This window comes from Rufibacter sp. JT3400010, from assembly GCF_054956755.1.
In genome coordinates this window covers 1-20,614 of the sequence record NZ_JBUDXA010000017.1, presented here as the reverse complement: position 1 = coordinate 20,614, position 20,614 = coordinate 1, and the positions used below count along the sequence as shown (strand labels likewise).

The window sequence follows — 20,614 nt, the reverse complement described above, 5'->3', positions numbered from 1 at the left end:
GGAGTTAATCAAAACTCCAGGCTTTTTAGGCGGGAAAGAATTAATAGATCAAAACCTTACATTTTGGACCGTTACTGTCTGGGAAGACATGCCCAGCATGCAGAAATTCCGCAACTCAGTGCCGCACCGTAAGGCCATGCAAAAACTTCCCAACTGGTGCAATGAAGCCGCTTATGTACATTGGGTACAAGAACAGTTCTCCCAGCCAGACTGGAATACTGCTTATGCTAAATTGATGGAGGAAGGCAAAGTGAGCAAAGTACGCCATCCCTCTCCCCGGCACCAGACCAAAGCACTCCCAGCCCCAAAATGGACCAAGACAGAACGGATTTTCAAAATCGCTCCCCGTCAAGAAACGACAGTTTGAATTTTACCCAGATTATTGTCTCTCAAGCACTAGAAAACAGGTTCATTCCATGCACACGTAAGAAACGGCACTCCCGCTAAAAACCTTTCAGCACTACGTCTTTGGTTTCCTGCGTAGGAATAACCCGTTTGGTTTGCTTCTGGATGATCTTGAAATGGTGGGCATCTTCGGGGGTGACCAAGGTAATGGCTTCCCCGGCAGATTCGGCCCGGCCCGTGCGGCCTATTCTATGGATGTAGTCTTTAGAAGACCTCGGCAAATCATAATTAATCACGAAGGGCAGATACTGCACATCAATGCCCCGCGACGCGATATCGGTGGCTACTAATACCGTTACTTTGCCTTTTTTGAACAAGGCCAGCGCCTCGGTTCTGGCTCCCTGGCTCTTGCCGCTGTGCAGCGCTACCGCTTTAATGCCATTATTGGTCAGTTTCGTCACCAGATGGTCGGCGCGTTGCGTGGCCGAAACAAAGACTAACACTTGCTGCATTTGGTTATGCTTGATCAGGTAGCGCAGGAAAGGCCCTTTCCGTTCGGTATCTACCAGATATGCCATTTCTGAGATCAAAGAAGGGGCGGCGCTTTCTTCTTCCTCGATTTCTACCGTAACGGGCGCTTGCAACAAGGTTTCCTGTATAGCATTTACCTTACTGTCCAGCGTAGCTGAGAACAGCAGATTCTGACGTCTTTTGGGCAAAAGCGCTAAAATCTGGCGCATCTCTTCTTCAAAGCCCAGGTTCAGCATCTTGTCGGCTTCGTCAAGGACCAGGGTTTCAACTTCTGAGAGATGCACGGCCTTAGATTCCACCAGATCCAGCAAACGGCCCGGCGTAGCTACCAGAATATCGGTACCCTGCAACTTCATCATCTGCGGGTTAATAGACACGCCCCCAAAAACGGCCAAGGTCTTAATCTGGATAGACATATGCGCGCTGAAAGACAGAAACACCTCCCCTACCTGCAAGGCCAGTTCCCGCGTGGGTACCAGCACCAAGGCCTTCACGTACCGGTTCTTGAACGCCCGGTTCGTTTGCATCCTGTCCAGCAGCGGCAACGCGTAGGCGGCCGTTTTCCCGGAGCCCGTTTGTGCAATACCCAACACATCTTTCCCTTTCAGGATCTCGGGAATGGCGGCTTTCTGTACCGGCGTTGGATCTGCGTATTTCTGGGCGGAAACTGCTTTTAGAAGGGCGGGAGATAACCCAAGCGCTGAAAAGGACATAATTATGGACTGATGAAGGTACTTTGACAACACAAAGTTAACCTTAATAAACCGGATTTAGTGTTTATAGAACTTCGCCTGCAGAAGCTGAGGAAATACCATCCGTCTGAAAGTGTTCAATCACTTGTTGCACCAATACCTCTGGCGGATGGACAATGTCAAGCGTCAAGGCATCTGCGGGCACCTCCAGGGTTTCCAGTTGCGAGGCGAGCAGTGCTTCGGGCATAAAGTGTCCTTCCCTACCTCCCATTCGCTCCCTCAGAAGAGTTACTTTGCCGTGCAGGAAAACGATTTTAAGCCCGTTTTCTAAATTCTGCCGCAAAACCGTCCGGTACTGTTCTTTGAGAGCCGAACAGGCCATGACCACCTCTTGCCCGGCTTTCTCCGCTTCTACCAGCAAATGGTTCAGTTTCCGAAGCCATTCTGCCCTGTCCTCATCCGTTAGCGGAATGCCTTGGCTCATTTTGGCAATACTAGGCGCTAGGTGATAATCATCTGCATCAATGAAATGCAACTGGAGTCTTTGGGCCAACAGTTTGCCCACCGTGCTCTTTCCACTCCCAGATACACCCATCACCATGTACGACATGTTCTTTTCCTTTGCGTGACAATTATCAAAAGATACGCACTATGGCTTGGGTATGTTATTTCTACGGATGAATGAGCAGGATTAGAATAGGGAAAGTAGTTTTCAATGGGAACCAACTCCTTTCCTGTTCTAGTTTGTAGCGATATACTTTCTACTAAGATGCCCACCCTCATCCATAATGTATCATCTCTAAAAGAAAACAGGCGAAGTCTCAGAAACAATCTTACCTCTGCCGAGGCTGCCTTATGGAAAATGTTGCAAAGAAGCCAATTGGATGGAAGGAAATTTAGAAGACAGCATAGTGTAGGTCCTTACATTCTTGATTTCTATTGCCCTTCAGAAATGCTCGCCATAGAGCTAGACGGTGCCCACCATTTCACTGATGCAGGCTTTGAAAATGACCAAGTTCGAACCAGATATTTAGAAAGCCTGAACATTAGAGTACTCAGGTTTGAAAACAAGGAAGTGTTTGAACAAACAGAAGGGGTAATGGAGGAGATTAGAAGTAACTTCAGAAGCGCTCTTTAACCACCCCCAGCCCCTCCTAAATTAGGAGGGGAGCTTTTGTTTAGCACCGTTTATCAGGCGAAATTCTGTTTTTGCAGGTACCTTTGTTACAGTATTCTATGATGGAAAGTCGAAGGCGGATCTTATCCTTTTCCAGCCTATTTTCTTAAAATAACCTTAAAATAGTTGTAGCCATCTTCAAGGGTTTCAAGCTTTAACCCTACAGACTAGGCCCCTCAATTATGAAACGGGTTGCTAACAGAAAGCTCCCCTCCTAATTTAGGAGGGGTTGGGGGTGGTTAATTTCGGGGCTGGTGGAAGTTAACTTCGGAGGGCAACGGTACTCAGACAAACTCCGTTTTTCTTACCTTTACCAATAGATTAACCCAATCCACCCATGCCTGAGCAGAACCCTGAAGCCCGCATTTTAGAGCTGACCCAACGCCTGAATTATCTCAATTACCAATATTACCAGAACAGCGTCTCAGAAGTCTCTGATTATGAGTTCGACCAGATGCTGAAAGAACTGCAAGACCTGGAAACGCAGTACCCGGTGTTGCGCTCAGAAAACTCCCCTACCCAGCGCGTGGGCGGCACCATTACTAAGAGTTTCCCAACAGTGAAGCACAAATACCCCATGCTTTCACTGGGGAACACCTACTCAGAAGACGAGGTGCGGGAATTTGACAAACGCGTGCGCAAAGTGACCGGCGACGAGGTGGAATATGTCTGCGAACTAAAGTTTGATGGCGTAGCCATGAGCCTCACCTACACCAACGGCGCTTTAACCGCTGGCGTGACACGCGGCGACGGCACCCGAGGTGACGACATCACGCCCAACGTGCGCACCATCAGAACTATTCCGCTGCACCTGCATGGAAATGACGTACCCGCCGAAGTGGAGATTCGGGGCGAGGTATTCATGCCCTTCACCGTCTTTGAGGAACTGAACAAAGAGCGCGAGGAAATCGGTGAAGCCTTGATGGCAAACCCGCGCAATGCGACTTCCGGCACTCTCAAACTGCAGGATTCCAAAGAAGTGGCCCGCCGCCGCCTGAGCATGTTTGCCTATAGTTTGCTGAGCACTCCTACCCTGTTTGAAAGTCACTCCCAAAGCCTGGAAGCCTTGCAACGTTGGGGCCTGAACGTATCGCCTACCTGGAAGAAGTGCAGTACCATTGAAGAGGTGATGGACTTTATTCATGAGTGGGAAACCAAACGCTTTGAACTACCCATTGCTACCGACGGCATTGTGGTAAAGGTGAATTCCTATGCGCAGCAGGAAGAGTTAGGCTATACCGCTAAAAGTCCACGTTGGGCCATGGCCTACAAATACAAAGCCATGGAAGCGGTAACCGAGTTGTTGGGCATTGAATACAACGTGGGCCGCACGGGTGCTGTGACACCAGTGGCTTTAATGCAGCCCGTTTTGCTGGCGGGTACCACCGTAAAACGCGCCTCGTTGCACAACGCAAACGAAATTGAGCGCCTGGGTTTGATGATTCATGACCGGGTAGTGGTAGAGAAAGGCGGCGAAATCATCCCGAAGGTAACAGCCGTGAAAACCGAACTCAGAACCGAAGACGCTCAGCCAATTGTCTATCCTACTACGTGCCCAGCCTGTAGCACCCCGCTCATCCGTACCGAGGGCGAAGCAAACCATTATTGCCCCAATGAGAAAGGCTGTCCGCCGCAGGTGAAAGGCAAGTTGGAGCACTTCATCAGCCGCAAGGCCATGAACATTATGAGTTTGGGCGAAGGCAAAATTGAGTTACTGGTTGAACAAGGCTTGGTGATCAGTCCCGACCAACTCTATGACCTTACCTATGACAAGCTGTTCGGGTTGAAGAAGACGTTTGTGAACGAGGAAACCGGTAAGAGCCGTATTGTCACTTTTCAGAAAACCACGGTAGAGAACATCCTTAAAGCCCTGGAACAATCCAAAGAAGCACCTTTTGACCGGGTTCTGTTTGCGTTGGGCATCCGGTTTGTGGGGAACACCGTGGCCCAGAAACTGGCCCAGCACTTCCGCAACATAGATGCCCTGCGTGCTGCTACTGAGGAGGAACTGATTGCCGTGCCTGAGATTGGCGGACGCATAGCTGCCTCGGTACGCGAGTATTTTCAAGATGTAGCCAATCTGCACGTGGTGGAACGCCTGCGTACGCACGGCCTGCAATTAGACTTGGGCGAAGTAGCGGTGGTTGAACCGTTAAGTGATAAACTGGCTGGCCACACCTTCGTGGTTTCCGGGGTGTTTTCCGGTTACTCCCGTGAAGAACTACAAGATACCATCATCGCCAATGGCGGTAAAATTGTAAGCTCTATCTCCAAAAAGCTGTCTTACCTGGTGGCTGGTGATAAAATGGGTCCTAGTAAGCTGGAAAAAGCCACTACCTTGGGTGTGAAGATCATTAATGAAGAAGAATTTAACCAGATGATTGCCTAAAACCGTCATGGACAGAGACACTAGTAGAACCTCCGGACACTACGAGGTCTTTGGACCTGTTTTGCTGAAAACCGACCAGAAACCTGTGAGGTCTTGATGACCTCACAGGTTTGAAAAATACTGGCTCAACTGGCGCGAGACTCCAGTCCCGTGACATGGGATGAAGCGAGTCTACAGACTCGCCGGAATCCAAAAAATCAATTGCTGTGCATAGAGTTAGCGCCAGCGCTCTAGGAACTATTGGGCAGCCAATCTCTAGATTGGCGAGAAAGGAAAAGCTATCGGCACAGACGCTCGCAGTTCCTCTGGACGTTATGAGGTCTTTTGAACCACCGCTGTTACAGTTAGCTACAAAACTCCCCTCCTACTTTAGGAGGGGTGCCCGAAGGGCGGGGTGGTGAACTCAGCACTAACGCCTTCTCAAATGACCTCCTAATGTCCGGAGGTCTTACGGGTGCCTCTGCCAATGGCTCCTGAAAAGCGGCTGTACCTACAAGTCAAACATGGGCGGCTATCGCTTGAGAATTAAAGAACTAGTAACCAGAAAGTAGTACAAACCCTAAATTACAGCCAGAAAGTACAAATAACGTAACGCTTCTTTTTCTTACACGTTGGTTTAAGAAAACCGTGTAGATAGAAAAAGCTATGTCTTTCAAGCCACTGCCAATAGAGAAGAATAAGGAAGGAAACGTGCGGACCGTAGGCTTTGAGCTGGAGTTCGCCAATGTGGGCATCAATGAATGCATCCAAATTGTCCAGGAGCTGTACGGGGGTGAGGTGGAATGGGAAAACCGGTTCTCGGCGAAAGTGGTGAACACCACCTTGGGAGATTTCAGTGTGGAAATTGACCTCAAGCTCTTAACGGAGAAGCAGTACAAACCCATTTTTGAGAAACTCAATATTGACATTGAGCACACCAAGTTGGGACAAGGTACGCTGGAGGAGAAAATAGATGATGCTTTGGAAAGTGTTATCAAGAAGGTAATTCCTTATGAGATTGGGGTGCCTCCTGTTCCGTATAACCAGTTAGAACAGTTAGAGCAACTGCGGCAGTCTTTGTATGAGCATCAGGCCAAAGGCACCGAAGCATTCTTCACCAATGCCTTTGGTACGCACATCAACGTAGAGATTCCAGATACAGAACCTGCTACTATCTTGCGCTACATCAGAGCGTTTCTGCTGTTGTACCCGTGGTTGCTGGAGGCGGGAGAAACAGATTTCGCCCGTAAAAACCTGACTTCGTTCATTAACCCGTTTCCGGCCGAATATAACGTGTTGGTGCTGAACCCGGACTACAACCCAACGCTGGAAGAACTCATTGACGATTACCACCAGTACAACCCAGACCGGAACCGGCCTTTGGACATGTACCCGCTCTTTGCCTACGTGAACGAACAGCAGGTAAACCAATTTACCAACCTGGGTAGCGTGAAAGCCAGAAAAACTTTCCATTACCGGCTACCCAACTCCTGCATTTCTGACCCGGACTGGACCTTGGCGCAGGAATGGAATAACTGGGTGGTCATAGAAGAACTGGCCAGCAAACCCGAGAAAATTACCGAAATGAGCATGGAATACCTCAACCTGAAGGAGAACACGCTTCTAGGTTTTGAAGGCAAATGGTGCAAACAAACACAGCAGTGGCTAGCGTAAAAACTAAGAAATATAAGATAAACCGGAACCGACCAACCATTGGCATTACGGGGCCAGACAAAGGCGGGGAAGTAGCGTGGGTATTCACTGCCTTCGGGGTGCTGCTGGCGGGCGGAAAACCCGTACACATCACCCCTTCCAACCCGCGTACCGCCGATGGTCTGCAAGGTCTTATAGTGGGTGGCGGGGCCGATGTAGACCCGCAGACTTACCAACAGGACGCCGTGTTCCAAGAGTATCTTCAACGCACCCTTAAGCACCCTAGAAAGAACTTCTTCCAACGGGTTTGGCGCTTTACTCGCTGGATTTATTACCCAGCCCTATTTTTCGTCCGGAAACTCTTTAGCCGCAAACCACAGTGGTCTTTAGACCAAGCCCGTGACCATCTGGAGTTTCAATTGATTGACCAGGCAGTAAAAAAGAACCTACCGGTATTAGGCATCTGCCGGGGTTCTCAGCTTTTGAACGTGTACTTCAGAGGTACCCTGTACCAGGACATCAGCACTTTTTATAAAGAGGAACCTAATCCTTCCAGCATTTTCCCGGTCAAAGAAGTCACCTTTAAACCCGGCAGTAAGTTGTCCCAAATTATAGGCCTTCCGAAGCTAAAAGTGAACGCACTTCACCACCAAGCCGTCCATACTCCCGGCAAAGGTCTGGAGATTGTGGCCCAAGAAGCCAATCAGGTGGTGCAAGCCATTGAACACGTTGAGCGGGAATTCCTGATGGGCGTGCAGTGGCACCCTGAGTATTTGCCACGCCGACAGGAACAACGGCGCATTTTCCAAGCCTTGGTGCAGAAAGCCCGTGAGGTGAATTTGCAGATTGAAGACCCAGATATGGAAGAAGCATTGTCCCAGCCTCGGGACAGCGCGTTGGTTTCTTTAGACCAACAGGTAGAGGAAACAGCGGTCCGAAGCAGCCTATAATTCTGATAACTTCCTCCTTTTCTCATAACAGGCATAAAACAGAAAGGCGGCCCTAATACACGGGCCGCCTTTCTGTCAACTAAACAAAACAATAAACAACTAAACCTAACCTGGGTTTCACTTGCCTATAGAACCAGCTCGGTTACTGAATGTTTAAATAAACTCAAATAAATTTCTGCCTATAGAATCCGCATCTCAATACGGCGGTTCAACTGCCTTTTTTCTTCAGAGGTGTTTGCCGCCGCCGGTTGGGTTTGGCCGTAGCCTTTCGCCTGGAAAATAGTAGTGGGAGCGCCTTTGGAAACCAGGTATTTCACCACGGCTTTGGCTCTGGCCTCAGAAAGTTTCTGGTTTGCAGCGGCCTGGCCTACGTTATCGGTGTGGCCAGCAATCTCTACCTGAATCTTTGGATTGGATTTCAAAAACTGAAACAGCTTGTCCAATTCCGTCTGTGACTCTGGGCGTAAATCGGCTTTGCCAGTATCAAAAAAGATATTGCTGAGGACGGCTTTGGCTCCTTTGTTCAGCGGTTGCAGGTAAAAGTCCAGAGCTAACGGAGCCGTAGTGGAAGTAGCCGAAATATGACGGCTTTCCAGCACGTGGCCTGGCGCAGTTACATACAAAGCGTAACGCTGCTTCTGGTTCAAGACAATGGTATAAGCCCCCGAAGTACCATCGGAAGCTACCTGCTGGGTAATCACCCCCGCCGAATCCAGGTCATAGACCTGCACGGTAGCTTTCAAAGGCTTCTTGGTCACCGCATCAAATACCCGTCCTTGCGCAAACGAGGAAACCGTATTTCCTTTCCAAACCTCGGGCACCTCAAACTGCAGCAAGGCTACCTCTACTTTACTTCCCTGGGCAGACTGTCCCGAGTAGTAACCGGTTCTGTTGTCTGGTGAGATAAAGATAGAGCTTTCATCACGGTGGGTATTCAAAGGATAGCCCATGTTCTGGGGAGTGCCCCAGCCGTTTTTCTCCCGGTTTACTTTAAACAAGTCCAAACCACCCATGCCTTGTAGGCCGTCCGTAGCAAAATATAGGGTGTTGCCACTGGCGTGTAGAAAGGGCGAGTTCTCTCGGCCGGGAGTATTTACGTTTGCTCCTAGGTTCAGGGGAATGCTCCAGTTGCCATCTTCCTGCTGTTTGGTTACCCAAATGTCTTCGCCGCCTAGTCCGCCCTTGCGATTGGAGGCAAAGTAAATGGTGCGGCCATCGGCCGAAAGGCTGGGCTGGGAATCCCAGGAGGTGGTGTTCACGTTTCTGCCCATGTTCTTGGGTTTGCTCCACTCGTTTCCTTCGCGGTAACTGATGTACAAATCACAGGAACCATAAGAATCCTGGCGGTTGCAGGAAGTAAATACAAGTACGCGTCCATCGCCGGAAAGGGAGGCGGCACCTTCGTTTAACTCCGTATTGATGGCCTCTGAAACAGAGACCGGCGTCTGCCACTGGCCATCTTTGCGGTACGCCAGATACAGGTTTTCATCGTCTAAAGGCCCGCTGCTCTGCCGGGCGGTGAACAGCAGCGCCTGCTGGTCGGTGGTGAGTACCGGAGAATACTGCAACCCGAATTTGTTTACCCCTTCGCCCAACGGCTGCGGATGGAAGTTGACCGGATTCTTAATAGCCTGCTGGGCAAAGGTCACGTTCTTCAACTGCTGGTTGGCGTGCTGCATCTGCTTGCTCCCCTTCTTCCCGAACTGGATGTAGTGCTGGTAGAAAGTAGCCGCCTCATGGTACTGCCCTCGGCCGAAGGCCAACTCTGCATAATTAAAGTAATCGGCCGACCTGCCGGGCAACACGCCCAACTTCGGCAAGCCGCGGCGATAGAACTGGTAGGCTTCCTCTTCTTTCTGCAGAATACGGTATAACCCGGCCGCTTCTACGTACGCTTCGCCAAAGGTGGTGTCCCGCTGCACCGCATCATTAAACGACTGTAACGCTTTCTCAAAGTTGCGGGCCTGTATGTACTTGATGCCTTCGTCATAAGCATTCTGGGCTTTCTTGTTGGCAGAGCCGCCCGCTGCTTTTTGCGCCACCGCTGGGGCGGCCACTTGCAGGATAAAGAACAGGAGAAGACTAAGAAGCGGGAAACGCAGCATGGATTACGGAATATTCAGGAATTTATGGGTTTGCAAGGAGATGCGCCACTTAGGGTTACTTTTCACATACTCCACAATCTGCGGCATCATATTGTCGGCTTTGCTCCACTCTGGTTGCAGGTACAGACGCGTGTCAGGACCAACCAGGGCGGCATGTTCCTCGGCCCAGGCGAAATCGCTTTTGTTGAAGACAATCACTTTCAGCTCGCCGGCGTGCGGTTGTACGCTGGGGTGCGGCCCTTTAAATTTCTTGGGCGAAAGGCAAATCCAGTCCCAGGTTCCGCTCAACGGATACGCGCCCGAGGTTTCAATAAACGTCTGGATGCCCCGCTTCTGCAGTTCTGAAGTGAGGTAATCTAAGTTATACAACAACGGCTCGCCACCGGTCACCACTACGGCTTTGCCCGGGTACTGCTCGGCTTGTTGTACAATCCAGTCGGTATCAGTAAGTGGGTGCAGGTTCGCATCCCAGGACTCTTTCACATCGCACCAGTGGCATCCAATGTCACAACCACCCAATCTGATGAAATATGCGGCTTTGCCCGTGTGGTATCCTTCGCCCTGAATGGTGTAGAAGTGCTCCATCAAAGGCAGTTTGGTCCCATCTTTGGGTACCGTGTGCACCGAGGCAATTTTTATATCTGCAGTAGCTTCCAATTTCTGAAAATAAGCGTAGCCGTTTTAGGCCAATTTTAAGCAAAACAGCGCCAAAACGAGATTTATTGTATGAACCCAACAAGCATGGCGCGTTATAAGTTGCGGTTTTGCCTTGCTTTCACGCGCTGGCTTTCATTGGGCGGTGCAAAGTTAACTATTCCAGACCAGAAAGCGCAGGGAGCATTTTCGCCTTACTTTCTACTGCCAAATAAAAAATTCTCACTTTTTTAGCTTGAACTTTCAAATTTTTATAGATATTGCTCCCACTAATGGCTAAAACTCCTAACATAGCACCCCACGTATTTTCTTCTTTCTGTGAAGAAACGGTTTTCTATGTCTTAGCTACGTCTATTATTACAGGCACATTCACTATTACCCCTGAGGGGGTATAGCTGCACATATCGTCCATTCTAAGGCCAAATCTAAACTGGCCCTTTCGGCCTTGCGTCCGAAATCACCGTACTATTATCGTTTTCCTTTAAGCCTGATTCCATGCTGGTTTTGAAATTTGGGGGCACTTCTGTGGCCAATGCAGATGCCATCCGTCAATTAATCTCCATTATCCGGGAGAAACAAAATCCAAAGATGCTGGTGGTAGTCTCCGCCATGTCCAAAGTCACCGATTTGCTCATTAGCCTATACCAGAAGGCCGCTGACCATGATGCTACCTACCTGGAGCTGATTTCCAGTCTGGAGGCCAAACACATGGAGGCCATTGAACAGTTAGTGCCCATGAGCCAGCAGATTGACATCAAAGGCCGTATTAAAATGATTTTCCGGGAACTGGAAGACGTGTGCCGGGGAATTTATCTCTTAGACGAACTCAGCGACGGTACCAAGGCGCGGGTCATGGCCTACGGCGAGCGTTTGTCCTCGGCCATTGTCTCCGTGGCGTTTCAGCACAACGGTTTGCCTAACGCACTCATAGACAGCCGCGATTTCATCCAAACCGACAACACGTACCTCAACGCCAAGGTCAACTTGAAAGCCACCTATGCGCTCATGCAGGGAAACCTTCCGGAAGCAAACCTCATTGTGGCTCCCGGTTTCATTTCCCGCTCCGCGGATGGAAAAACCACCGTTTTAGGTCGGGGCGGCTCTGATTATACTGCTTCCTTATATGCCGCAGCCTTACAAGCTGATTTGTTGGAAATCTGGTCAGACGTGGACGGCATGTACACCACGGACCCGCGCAAAGCCAGCGCCGCTTACTCCATTGAAGAATTGAGCTACGAAGAAGCAATGGAGCTGGCATACTTCGGTGCAAAGGTACTCTACCCGCCTACTATTGCGCCCTTGGTGGCCGCCAAGATTCCGTTGGTCTTGAAGAACACGTTCAACCCCAACCATAAGGGAACGCTCATATCGTCTATGCCGTCGCCGAGTGCCCAGAAGGTGAAAGGAATCTCCTGCATTGATCATATTGCGGTATTAACGATAAGCGGCAGCGGCATGGTGGGTGTGCCCGGCGTGGCCATGCGCTTGTTTAAGGCGGTGGCGTTGGAATGCATCAACATCTACTTTATCACGCAGTCTTCTTCTGAGCAAAGCATCACCATTGGTCTGGCCGAGGCGGAAGGGGAAAAAGCCGTGCAAGCCATTACGGAGGAGTTTGCCGGAGACATGGCGCAGGGGCTGTTGAATCCTGTGAGTCTGGAGACTCCTATGAGCATTGTGGCCATTGTAGGAAACGGCATGGTGCAGCAACCCGGCATTGCGGGCAAGGCTTTCTCTTTATTAGGTGAAAACAACATCAACATTAGGGCCATCGCGCAAGGAGCTACCGAGCGTATTATCTCCGTGGTATTGAACTCCCATGATGCCCACCGCGCCGTGAACCTGCTCCACGACCGGTTCTTTCTTTCCGTACCTGAACAATCAGCGGCCGCTTTGGCCTAATATCTTTTATATGGATAACAACGATTTTGTCAAAGCCTACGCCCCGGCCACTGTGGCCAACGTCTGTTGCGGCTTTGACGTGCTTGGGTTTGCCTTAGACCAGCCCGGCGATGAAGTATGGGCCCGGAAAACAAATGAACCCGGTATTACCATCTCGGCCATTCACGGCATTGACGGCCTTTCCGCTGATCCTAAAGATAACGTGATTGGCGTAGTGGCCCAGAAGATGCTGGATGCGTTGGAAGTCAAGCACGGTTTGGAGCTGCAGTTGCACAAAGGCATGCCCGTTGGTAGTGGCTTGGGCAGCAGCGCCGCCAGTTCGGCCGCCGCTGCGTTTGCGGTAAATGAACTGCTCGGCTCCCCTTTCACAACCCAGGAGTTGGTGGTTTATGCCATGGAAGGCGAACGCAAAGCCTCCGGTTCTGCCCACGCCGACAATGTAGCCCCATCCCTTTTAGGTGGCTTTGTACTGGTGCGTGACTATGACCCACTGGATGTTGTGCCGCTAGGTGTTCCGCTGGAATTGTACTGTACCATTCTATACCCGCAGATTGAATTAAAGACTTCTCTTTCCCGCAGCATTCTCAAGCAGGAGATTCCCTTGAAAAAAGGCATCAGGCAGTGGGGAAACCTGGCGGGCTTGATGGCCGGTCTGCTGAAGAAAGATTATGGATTGATTGGTCGCAGTTTGCATGATGAGATTTTTGAGCCGGAGCGTTCTGTGCTGATTCCATTGTTCAAACAAGTAAAAGAAGCCGCTTTAACTGCTGGTGCGTTGGGTGCTGGAATTTCTGGTTCTGGTCCATCTATCTTCGCCTTATCTGCTTCTTTGGAGCAGGCAAATGCTGTTAGACAAGCCATGGAAGCCATTTACGAAGGCAGCGGCATCGAAACCAAAACGTATGTATCTCAAGTGCCGGAACAAGGCGTTCGCCTGGTGGCACAATCAACCTTTCAACCCGCTCTTCCGCTATGAACTACTACAGCACCAATGACTATGCCGCCCAGATGAGTTTCAAAGAAGCGGTCATCAAAGGACTGCCCCAAGACAAAGGCCTCTTCTTCCCGAAGGAGATTCCCACCTTAGGCGAGGATTTCTTTGAGTCGCTGCCCTCCCTCTCCCTGCCGGAGATTGCCTTTGAAGTACTGCAACCCTTTGTCACCCCTGATATTTCTCCGGAGGACCTCCGCACCATTTGCAACGAGGTGTTCAATTTCCCTATTCCCTTGGTGGAAGTAGAGAAAGATATCTATGCCCTGGAGCTATTCCATGGCCCTACCTGCGCCTTCAAAGACGTAGGGGCCCGGTTTATGTCGCGCTGCCTACAACTGTTTGCAGAGCCTGACCGACCAGTAACCGTGTTAGTAGCCACGTCTGGCGATACCGGCAGCGCAGTCGCCAACGGTTTCCTGGGCTTGGACAACATTGATGTGGTAGTGGTGTACCCGCAGTTAGGCGTGAGTGAAATCCAGGAAATGCAGTTTACCACCCTAGGCCAGAACACTAGTGCAGTTGGCATTGAAGGCACTTTTGATGATTGCCAGGCCCTGGTAAAACAAGCGTTTTCAGACGAAGAGTTAAATCAGAAGAAGAACCTATCCTCCGCTAACTCTATCAACGTGGCGCGGTGGTTACCGCAAATGGTGTACTACTTCCATGCTTGGGGACAATGGAAAAAACAGAACTCCGATGCCCAGGAATTAACCATCTCGGTACCCAGCGGAAACTTCGGGAATCTGGCGGCAGGACTTCTAGCCCGTCAAATGGGCTTGCCTGTTACTTACTTTGTGGCTGCCACCAACCTCAACCGGATTGTTCCAGAATACTTAGAAACCGGTGTTTACACGCCTGCCCCATCCGTTTGCACTATTGCCAACGCCATGGACGTAGGTAACCCCAACAACTTCCCCCGCATTCAGGAGCTGTTCGGGCATAAACTAGAAGCCTTGCAAAAAGTAGTAAAAGGATTTTGGGCCGATGACGAGGAAATCAAAGGCACCATCAAACTGGTGCATCAGGAAACCGGCTACATGTTAGACCCGCACGGGGCAGTTGGTTATCTAAGTTTACGGCAATTACTCCCTGAACTGAAAACACCTGGAATTTTCCTGGAAACCGCGCACCCAGCCAAATTCAAGAAAAGCATGGAAGAAGTATTAGGGCAAGAAATCGAATTGCCAGAGCAGCTGAAGGTTTTTCAGGGGAGACAGAAACAGGTAACCGATATGCCCAACGACTTTGATGGTTTTAAACTTCTGCTGATGCAGGAGCATAAAGAGGGAACTCTATAGCTTTTTAGTCCTGTCTTTTCAGAGACACACTAAAAGCAAAAAAGGCCCAACTACATAATGTAGTTGGGCCTTTCTATTTATTGATTAAAATTATGAATACACTTCCTTTTTAGCGGCTCTCAAGGTGTTCTTCAGCAGCATGGAGATGGTTAATGGCCCAACGCCGCCGGGTACGGGGGTAATGTGGCTGCACTTGGGGGCGACGTTGTCAAAATCCACGTCGCCGCGCAGGCGCCAGCCTCTTTCGCGGGTGGCATCGTTCACGCGGGTGGTTCCTACGTCAATCACTACGGCGCCTTCTTTCACCATGTCAGCAGTAATTAAGCCCGGTTTACCGACGGCGACTATCAGGATATCAGCCTGGCGGGTATGATGGGCTAAGTCAACAGTATTGCGGTGGCAGATGGTGACGGTGGCTTCGCCAGGAATGGTGCATTTGCTCATTAAAATGCTGATGGGCGTACCTACAATATTGCTTCGGCCTACCACTACGCAGTGCTTACCTTTGGTGTCAATGTTGTAACGCTCCAGCAACTGCATGATGCCGTACGGGGTGGCGGGAAGATAGGCGGGTAAGCCTGCTACCATGCGGCCTACGTTCACCGGGTGGAAACCGTCTACGTCTTTTTTGTAGTCCATCACCTCCAATACTTTGTCTGGGCTGATGTGCTTGGGAAGCGGCAACTGGACAATCAGTCCGTCTATCTCCGGGTCTTCGTTTATTTCCTTGATTTTGGTGAGGAGTTCTTCTTCGGTGATGTCAGTTTCATAGTGGAGCAAAGTAGAGGCAAATCCTACGCGTTCACAGGCTATTACTTTGTTGTTAACATACGTCATAGAACCTCCGTCCTGGCCAACTAAAATAGCGGCTAAGTGAGGTACCTTTCCACCTTGTGCTTTGATTTCGGCAACTTCTGCGGCAATCTCACTTTGGATTGCTTCAGAGGTTTTCTTTCCGTCTAAAAGGGTCATGGGTACTAGAAATGAGAGATGATACAAAGCGTAAAAGTACAAGCCATTGCGGAAAGTGCCTCGGGTTTTTAGAGTTATTTCCAAGAAACAAGGCCGAAACCAACGGCATCTTCTTTTCCTCCTACCCTTGCAGCATAAGCTGTTACTAGTTTCACTTAAAAGTATTTAGGGGCTGGTTCTAAAAAACCAGCCCCTAAATAGCATATTCAATAATTGGTAGTTCCGTTAATGGACATCTACCGGTACGTTGGTGTTTTTCTTGAACTTCTGCAAATACAGCAGCGGAATAGAGCACAGCATGATCATCCCCGATACCCAGAAGGCATCAGTGTAGGACAAGAGCGCGGTCTGTTTCATGACCATGCCTTCTACGGCTTTGTAGGCCGCTTTCTGCGCATCCATAAACGTATAGCCTTTGCTGATGAAGTTCTGCATGAGTCCGTTCAGGCGTTGCGTAAACACCGGGTTGTACTCATTGATGTTCACCAGCAAGTTGTTGCGGTGGAAGCCCTGGCGTACGTGGATGAGCGTGGTTAGCGCCGCAATCCCGAAGGAGCCCCCCAACTGGCGCATCATGTTGTTCAGACCCGTTCCCTGCCCTAACTCGGGACCTTTCAAGTCCTGAATGGCCAGTGTAGTAAGCGGCACAAACAGCAAGGCCATTCCAATCCCTCTAATGGCCAGTGGCCAGAAGAAATCCCCGGTGCCCGAAAGCAAGGTGGAGTGGTTCATCATCATCGCGAAGACGAAGAACAGCAACATGCCTCCGGTGGCCATAAACTGGGCCGGTACGCCGCGCTGTAGCATCTTCCCAATGAACGGCATCATCATGATGGTAAACACCCCGCCGGGCAGCAACAGCTTACCCGATTGCTGCGCCGTGAAGCCCAACAGCCCCTGCGTGAACACCGGGAACACAAACATGGAACTGTACAAACCGAAGCCCAGCACGAAGGAAGTGAACATGCCCACAGAGAAACTCCGGTGCCGCATGATTTTGAAGTTCACGATAGGGTACTCAAACGTTAATTCGCGCCAGATGAACAACAACGTGCCAATGAGCGCGGTAGCAGACAGCACAATGATGTAGGTAGCCGAGAACCAATCTTCGGTTTCGCCTTTCTCCAGCACAATCTGCAAACTACCCACGGCAATGGCCAGGAGCGCAATCCCCCACCAGTCTACCGGTTTGCCGCCCAGTTCACGTGGTGTCTTCTTGATGAACAGGTACGTGGCAATGGAGGCAAGAATCCCCACGGGAATGTTCACGTAGAAAATCCAGGGCCAGGAGTAATTATCGGTGATATAGCCGCCAATGGTTGGACCTAACGTTGGCCCAACCACGGCTCCTAAACCAAATAACGCAGTGGCAGTTCCTACCTGTTCTTTCGGCCAGGCTTCCAGCAGAATAGACTGGGAGGTAGACAACAATCCACCCCCGGCCAGACCTTGCAGAATCCGGAAAACGACCAGTTCCTCTAAACTGGTGGCGTTTCCGCATAAAAAGGAAACGGTGGTGAAGACGATGATGGAGAACAGGAAGTAGTTCTTGCGGCCAAACCTACTGCCCAACCACCCCGACATAGGCAGGATGATCACGTTGGCTACGGCATAGCCCGTCACAATCATGGCCACGTCTTCCAGCGTTGCCCCCAGGTTTCCCTGGATCTGCGGCATGGCGACGTTCACGATGGTGGTGTCAATGAGCTCCAGCAGTGCCGCCGAGATCACCGTGATGGTGATGGCCCATTTTTTTAATCCGGTTTCTGCCATTGTTATTCTTGAATCAGAACTGATGTTTTCACACTCATGCCAGGGCGAAGTCTTTTCATCAGCTCAGGAGAGGCATTGATTTTGATTTTCACCGGCACCCGCTGCACCACTTTCACGAAGTTACCAGTGGCGTTATCAGGAGGAAGCAAAGAGAACTTGGCTCCGGTAGCCGGTGAGAAGTTGTAGATCTCCCCTTCTACTTTGGCATCTGGGAAGGCGTCTACCTCAATGTTCACTTTCTGCCCTTCGCGGATTTTCTCTAACTGAGTCTCTTTGAAGTTAGCCGTCACGAAGATGCTGTTGTCATTCACAATAGAGAACAGGCTTTGTCCGGCTTGCACCAACTGGCCTTTCTGCACGTTTTTCTTAGACACAATACCGCTAGCCGGGGCAGTGATGGTGGTGTAAGACATCTGCAGCTTGGCAAAGTCTACATCGGCTTGCCGCTGGTTTACACCGGTATTGGTCACTGTCAACTGCGAACGGGTGGTACCCACTTGCTGCAAAGCGGCTTTGTATTGGTCCTGGGCGGCCTGGTAGTTGGCCTGGGCTACGTCACGGTCAGCTTTAGCTTGTTCAAACTGTTGCTGCGTGATAGAACCGTCTTTAATCAGGTTGGCAAAGCGCTGGTAGTCCTGGTTTGCTTTCCAGAGGCGCACGCGGGTAGCTTCAATGTTGGCTTTGGCCGTGGTGGCGTTGGCAGCCGTGGCTGTAATTTGCGCCTGGGAAACCCCGGTGTTCGCGCTGGCTCCCTGCTGGGCAGCTAGGGCTTGTTCTACCTTGATGGCGTAGTCGCGGTCATCCAGTTTCACCAGCACCTGTCCTTGCGTTACGTGGGTGTTTTCCTCAAACATGATGGTATCTACGTACCCACTCACCCGCGCCACTACCGGACTGATGTCGGCGTCAATTTGGGCATCATCGGTGTCTTCGTGCTTGCTGTAGTACAGATACTCTTTCACGCCGAAGAACCCGCCAATGATCAGGACCAGGCCTAAGATGATAGGAATGACTTTATTGGATTTCTTTTTCTCAGTTTCCATTTTGGTTGTATGCGGTAATTAGTTAAGGATATTTCCGGTTGATTTTAATAAAGTGTAGTACGCCAGTCCCGCATCGGCTTTGGCCAGTTCCAGGTTGATCAAGGCCTGAAACAGACGAGTCTGTGCATCAATTCTGTCTGTGGCCGAAGCCACTTTATTGGTGTAGCGGGAAGCCTCGCTGCGGTCGTTTTCTTCGGCTTGTACAATGGAAGTTTGCAGAATATTGATTCTATCCAAGGCTAATAAATAGCGCTGGTAGTTCTGGTTTACCTCGGTTTTCAGTTGGTCGGTGGTCAGCTCACGGCTGATATCCAGTTGGGTTTTCTGGATTTTAGCTTCGGCAATCTTGTTTTTATTGGTCCAGAGGCGGTCAAAGTTCCAGGCAGCCGTTAAGCCCAAGGTACCCACGCTCAATGCCCCGTGAGACGGCGGAATAAACGAACCGCTCGGATTGATGTGGTAGGCATCGGCGGCAGCTACCAGGGCAGGCAACGCATCGGCTTTGATAGACTTGATGTTGTTGTCTGCGGCGCGGCTGTTCAGATCAAGGACTTGTAGTTCCTCGCGGTTGGTAAGGGCAGAATCTACGTACGCCGCCAGTGAGACTGTCCGTCCGTCTGGCGCAGCGGCGTCTTCCACTACCAGGTCGTTGCTCTCGGGTAAGCCCAGCAACACATTCAGGTTATAGACAACAATCTTACGGTTGGTTTCCAGGTCGGCACCGGTCAGTTCCACGTTGCTGCGCTGCAGTTGGAAGCGTAATACGTCGTTCTTGGTCACAATACCCTGCTCAAAAAACCGCTGCGATTGCTTGATCTGCCGGTCAATGGCCTGCAGGTTCTGGGCTACCACTTTCTGGCTCTGCTGCAGTTTGTAGAGGTTGAAGTACGCGTTGGTGATGGTATAGGCGATTTCGTCCTTGTCTTTCTCGGCATCCAGACGGGCTGCCTGCGCCATGAGGTCCGTAGATTCTTTGGCGTATTTCAGCTTATTTCCGGCGAAGATCACCTCCTGTACAGAAAGCGTTCCTAAGAAAGCATCGGCGCGTTTTGGTAAGTAAAACGGATCTGCCTCTTTAGACATCTGGAATACGTTAGAAGGAATCTCGGCGTGGTTATAGGTATAGCTGACGCTTGCCTTCGGCTTAGCTTCGTCTATTACCTGGTTGTAACGCGAGATAGCCTGGTCAATCTTGGTCTGGGACAAACGCAGCACTTTGCTGTTCTGTACCCCTAGTTGCACCGCTTCCTGTAGGTTCAGGTGCTTCGCTTCCTGGGCTGCCGCCGGTTGAGAGAAAGCCATCAGGAAGCTAAGTCCCCCCACCACTGCCGCAGTTATAACTCCCCGTCCTTTCACTGGACGTTCAGGAGAAGCATTGTTTCTCAGTTTCATTTTATAAGTAAGTGTGTTTTAAGAGAGTCTTGTAAATAAGCCAGCAGGCGCGGCTTCATTTCTTCTTGCAAAACCTGGTCGTCAAAAAGGTCCATTTGCAGGATTTTAGAGGCTAAACGGCGCGAATTGATGAGGTAGTTGACTGTCCCGAAAATGCTGGACACCGTCATTTCCACGTCTACTGGCCTAAATTCGCCTTTCTGGATTCCTTCTTCTATGATTTGCTGAGCACGCAGAGAGTTACCATACAGGTTTTCCAGCACAAAGTCCGTCACCTCACAATTAGAACGAACCACGGAAATCTCCCGGAAAAGGATTTTATGGAAGTATTTGCTTGTAGCCACCCGGCTCACGTATAATTGCACCACTTGGGTAATTTTCTCCCAGCAGGAAATGTCTTGTTCCGAAATCTCCTCCAGGCCCCTTTTCATGCTGGAGATACGACGCTCCAATACCGCCTTCAACAGTCCGTCTTTAGACCCGAAGTAGTAGTTGAGCATGGCCATGTTCACGCCTGCCTCCTGGGCGAGCATACGGGTAGAGGCCCCGTCATAGCCTAATTCCCCGAACACGCGTTCCGCCACATCCAACAGGTGCTCTTTCTTGTCTATTTTCTCTTTCTCTGCCATTTCCTAAAAGTCGCGCAAAGTTAATCAATCGATTGATTAACCAACAAGCCCAGTTATGCTTTTGTTTCCAGAACTGCAGTAATTCCTTCAAAATGAGGAAGATTATTTTGGCTAAAATTCGGCTACTTTCCTCTGG

The 20,614-nt window shown here is 50.3% G+C and carries 17 protein-coding genes; 8 read left to right on the top strand and 9 right to left on the bottom strand.

Features of this window, described 5'->3' with window-relative positions:
* Positions 1 to 97: 97 nt before the first annotated feature.
* A complete protein-coding gene (locus ACY0JR_RS14910; RefSeq protein WP_462634912.1) occupies positions 98 to 367 on the top strand; it encodes a hypothetical protein in 270 nt (89 codons plus the stop codon).
* Positions 368 to 443: 76 nt separating this feature from the next.
* Here the strand turns inward: ACY0JR_RS14910 and ACY0JR_RS14905 are convergent, their stop codons facing one another.
* Together ACY0JR_RS14905 and ACY0JR_RS14900 are read right to left on the bottom strand one after the other, a co-directional pair.
* Entirely contained in the window at positions 444 to 1,589 is a 1,146-nt protein-coding gene (locus ACY0JR_RS14905) for a DEAD/DEAH box helicase (protein ID WP_462634910.1), read from the bottom strand.
* A gap of 64 nt (positions 1,590 to 1,653) precedes the next feature.
* On the bottom strand, positions 1,654 to 2,178 hold the full coding sequence (locus ACY0JR_RS14900; protein ID WP_462634909.1) for a gluconokinase: 525 nt from the start codon (positions 2,176 to 2,178) through the stop codon (positions 1,654 to 1,656).
* 159 nt (positions 2,179 to 2,337) lie between these two features.
* Between ACY0JR_RS14900 and ACY0JR_RS14895 the strand changes: the two genes are divergently transcribed.
* The 4 genes from ACY0JR_RS14895 to ACY0JR_RS14880 all read left to right on the top strand — a co-directional run bounded on the left by ACY0JR_RS14895 (position 2,338) and on the right by ACY0JR_RS14880 (position 7,716).
* Complete coding sequence (locus tag ACY0JR_RS14895) at positions 2,338 to 2,706, top strand: endonuclease domain-containing protein (protein ID WP_462634908.1); 369 nt, start codon at positions 2,338 to 2,340, stop codon at positions 2,704 to 2,706.
* Between the two features lie 376 nt (positions 2,707 to 3,082).
* Positions 3,083 to 5,134, top strand: a complete 2,052-nt coding sequence (gene ligA / locus ACY0JR_RS14890) for an NAD-dependent DNA ligase LigA (protein WP_462634907.1) — start codon at positions 3,083 to 3,085, stop codon at positions 5,132 to 5,134.
* A 645-nt stretch (positions 5,135 to 5,779) separates the two neighbouring features.
* Complete coding sequence (locus tag ACY0JR_RS14885) at positions 5,780 to 6,787, top strand: amidoligase family protein (protein ID WP_462634906.1); 1,008 nt, start codon at positions 5,780 to 5,782, stop codon at positions 6,785 to 6,787.
* On the top strand, positions 6,775 to 7,716 hold the full coding sequence (locus ACY0JR_RS14880) for a gamma-glutamyl-gamma-aminobutyrate hydrolase family protein (protein WP_462634905.1): 942 nt from the start codon (positions 6,775 to 6,777) through the stop codon (positions 7,714 to 7,716). The genes ACY0JR_RS14885 and ACY0JR_RS14880 overlap by 13 nt, the downstream gene beginning before the upstream one ends.
* 179 nt (positions 7,717 to 7,895) lie before the next feature.
* Here the strand turns inward: ACY0JR_RS14880 and ACY0JR_RS14875 are convergent, their stop codons facing one another.
* Together ACY0JR_RS14875 and ACY0JR_RS14870 are read right to left on the bottom strand one after the other, a co-directional pair.
* The gene (locus tag ACY0JR_RS14875) at positions 7,896 to 9,821 is read right to left on the bottom strand and encodes an OmpA family protein (RefSeq protein WP_462634904.1); all 1,926 of its coding nucleotides are present in this window, start codon (positions 9,819 to 9,821) and stop codon (positions 7,896 to 7,898) included.
* 3 nt (positions 9,822 to 9,824) lie between these two features.
* A complete protein-coding gene (locus ACY0JR_RS14870; protein ID WP_462634990.1) occupies positions 9,825 to 10,406 on the bottom strand; it encodes a 7-carboxy-7-deazaguanine synthase QueE in 582 nt (193 codons plus the stop codon).
* Positions 10,407 to 10,970: 564 nt separating this feature from the next.
* Between ACY0JR_RS14870 and ACY0JR_RS14865 the strand changes: the two genes are divergently transcribed.
* The 3 genes from ACY0JR_RS14865 to thrC are packed head-to-tail and all read left to right on the top strand — an operon-like array spanning position 10,971 to position 14,669.
* A complete protein-coding gene (locus tag ACY0JR_RS14865; protein ID WP_462634903.1) occupies positions 10,971 to 12,377 on the top strand; it encodes an aspartate kinase in 1,407 nt (468 codons plus the stop codon).
* A 10-nt stretch (positions 12,378 to 12,387) separates the two neighbouring features.
* Positions 12,388 to 13,353 (top strand): homoserine kinase, encoded by a 966-nt coding sequence (locus ACY0JR_RS14860; RefSeq protein ID WP_462634902.1) that lies wholly within the window; start codon positions 12,388 to 12,390, stop codon positions 13,351 to 13,353.
* Positions 13,350 to 14,669: a threonine synthase gene (thrC, locus tag ACY0JR_RS14855; RefSeq protein WP_462634901.1), complete on the top strand. Its 1,320-nt coding sequence runs from the start codon at positions 13,350 to 13,352 to the stop codon at positions 14,667 to 14,669. The genes ACY0JR_RS14860 and thrC overlap by 4 nt, the downstream gene beginning before the upstream one ends.
* Positions 14,670 to 14,759: 90 nt before the next feature.
* Here the strand turns inward: thrC and ACY0JR_RS14850 are convergent, their stop codons facing one another.
* The 5 genes from ACY0JR_RS14850 to ACY0JR_RS14830 all read right to left on the bottom strand — a co-directional run bounded on the left by ACY0JR_RS14850 (position 14,760) and on the right by ACY0JR_RS14830 (position 20,478).
* Entirely contained in the window at positions 14,760 to 15,641 is an 882-nt protein-coding gene (locus ACY0JR_RS14850) for a bifunctional 5,10-methylenetetrahydrofolate dehydrogenase/5,10-methenyltetrahydrofolate cyclohydrolase (protein WP_462634900.1), read from the bottom strand.
* A gap of 225 nt (positions 15,642 to 15,866) precedes the next feature.
* Entirely contained in the window at positions 15,867 to 17,414 is a 1,548-nt protein-coding gene (locus ACY0JR_RS14845; protein ID WP_462634899.1) for a DHA2 family efflux MFS transporter permease subunit, read from the bottom strand.
* A gap of 2 nt (positions 17,415 to 17,416) precedes the next feature.
* Positions 17,417 to 18,457: an HlyD family secretion protein gene (locus tag ACY0JR_RS14840; protein ID WP_462634898.1), complete on the bottom strand. Its 1,041-nt coding sequence runs from the start codon at positions 18,455 to 18,457 to the stop codon at positions 17,417 to 17,419.
* An 18-nt stretch (positions 18,458 to 18,475) separates the two neighbouring features.
* On the bottom strand, positions 18,476 to 19,849 hold the full coding sequence (locus tag ACY0JR_RS14835; protein ID WP_462634897.1) for a TolC family protein: 1,374 nt from the start codon (positions 19,847 to 19,849) through the stop codon (positions 18,476 to 18,478).
* Positions 19,846 to 20,478 (bottom strand): TetR/AcrR family transcriptional regulator, encoded by a 633-nt coding sequence (locus ACY0JR_RS14830; protein ID WP_462634896.1) that lies wholly within the window; start codon positions 20,476 to 20,478, stop codon positions 19,846 to 19,848. The genes ACY0JR_RS14835 and ACY0JR_RS14830 overlap by 4 nt, the downstream gene beginning before the upstream one ends.
* Between the last annotated feature and the right edge of the window lie 136 nt (positions 20,479 to 20,614).